This is a genomic window from Cetobacterium sp., assembly GCF_048470075.1.
GTDB lineage: Bacteria > Fusobacteriota > Fusobacteriia > Fusobacteriales > Fusobacteriaceae > Cetobacterium_A.
This window is the reverse complement of record NZ_DBGBQB010000213.1, coordinates 1-1,790: the sequence shown is the minus strand read 5'-3', so window position 1 is coordinate 1,790 and position 1,790 is coordinate 1. Positions and strand designations below refer to the sequence as shown.

The following is a 1,790-nucleotide window of genomic DNA, read 5'->3' as shown; positions in this document are numbered from 1 at the left end:
CCATTATTTGTGTTAAAATTATTTTTATGACACAGTAATACATATTTTAAATGCGATTTTAAATTAATCGTCCATAGATTGCACAGGTATTTTATCAAGCACCTTTTTTTCAATTAATGATTTGGCATTTATATAAACCTCAGTAACTTTTGTATCTGAGTGACCTAAAAAGTCTCTAATCTCTATTAAATCTGCTCCATTTAATGAAAGTTCTGTTGCAATGGCATGACGAATATTATGTGGACTAATCTCTTTATTTATAACTTGCCCCATCTCTTGGACAACATTGTAAAGTGCTCTATATGATAGAGGTCTATTTTTTTCAAAGGAACTACAAAATAGATATCTCTCCTCTAGTTCATCCTCATTCACTCCATACACATTGATTAAGTAATTTTTATAATCTGAGATTTTATTTATTAAAAAGTTATGCAATGGTTTATACTGTTCTCTTCCACTTTTGGTTTTTTCTAATTTTACGAAGTACTCTCCATTTCTTTTTAAAATATGTTTAAACTGTAGGGATAGAAGTTCCTGACTTCTCATTCCAGTATAAAAAAGTGTATGAAGAATAAGAGTGTTTCGGTACTCTTTTTCTCCATTGACTTTATAATTTTTTAATATCTCCTTTATATCGTCAAAGGATACCTTTAATATATTATCCAAATTCCTAGCCGTTTTAAAAAGACCAATATATTTAAAAGGATTGTTATATCCATTTTTTTCCAACTCTTTATATAAAGATTTTAAAGATGATATAACTTTATTTACAGATGTTTTTTTCATCTCTCTCTCATTTAGAAGATGGGATAGATAATCTTCAATATCACTTTTTTCTATTCCAGTCATAAGTTCAATTATCTCATCTCCCTCTATGGGAGAATCTCCATCATATACATAAGTCAGAAAATCCTTTAAATAGAAAAAGTAATCCTTCATAGTTTTTGGTGATTTATATATTTCAAATATACTTTTCTTTTCCTCTTTACTTTTTCTCTTCCTACGCTGGGTACTTATCTCATGTTTTTCCTTAATAATAATTTCGTTCAATGTTCCTCCTAAAAAGTCCTATCATTTTATTTATGGAAAATAGATATAAAATTAGATTATATCCTCTCTTTCAATCTCTCTAACTTCACATGGAGCCATATCATCTAAAGTTAGTTTTCCAAAAGTTTCTCTTTTTAAATAGATAACCTCATTACCAACTGCTTTCAACATTTTTTTAACTTGGTGAAACTTCCCCTCTCTTATATTCAGAAGAATTTCTTTTAAATTTATAACTTCAGCTTTAGCTGGTTGAGTTATATATCCACCTATATCCACTCCACTTTCAAGTTTTTCTATCTCTCCCTCTCCAATCTCATTTTTCAATAAAACTCTATATATCTTATCCACATGTTTCTTTGGAGAGGTAACTTCATGAGCTAACTTACCATCATTTGTAAAAAGTAATAAACCCTCTGTATCTTTATCCAACCTTCCAACTGGGAAAAGATCTTTTTTATTAACCCAATCAGGTAGAAGCTCCATCACTGTTTTTTCTTTTTTATCCTCTGTGGCAGTTATATACCCATCTATTTTATATAACTTATAGTATCTGAACTCCTTATATATAACTCTTCTTTCTTTGTATTCAACAACACTGTTTTTCTCATCTATATTTTTATTATTGTCCTTACAAATATTTCCATCTATAGTTATAGCACCAGAAGATATAAGTTTTTTCACTTCGCTTCTGCTCCCTATTCCACACTCTACTAAAAACTTATCTAATCTCAATTTTAATC

The 1,790-nt window shown here is 28.9% G+C and carries 2 protein-coding genes; both read right to left on the bottom strand.

Annotation, left to right across the window (positions count from 1 at the left end; genetic code table 11):
• Positions 1-63 precede the first annotated feature (63 nt).
• Positions 64-1,050 (bottom strand): tyrosine-type recombinase/integrase, encoded by a 987-nt coding sequence (locus ACMOUI_RS07575; protein WP_418965124.1) that lies wholly within the window; start codon positions 1,048-1,050, stop codon positions 64-66.
• 51 nt (positions 1,051-1,101) lie between these two features.
• Positions 1,102-1,782 (bottom strand): pseudouridine synthase, encoded by a 681-nt coding sequence (locus ACMOUI_RS07570; RefSeq protein WP_418965125.1) that lies wholly within the window; start codon positions 1,780-1,782, stop codon positions 1,102-1,104.
• Positions 1,783-1,790: the final 8 nt, after the last annotated feature.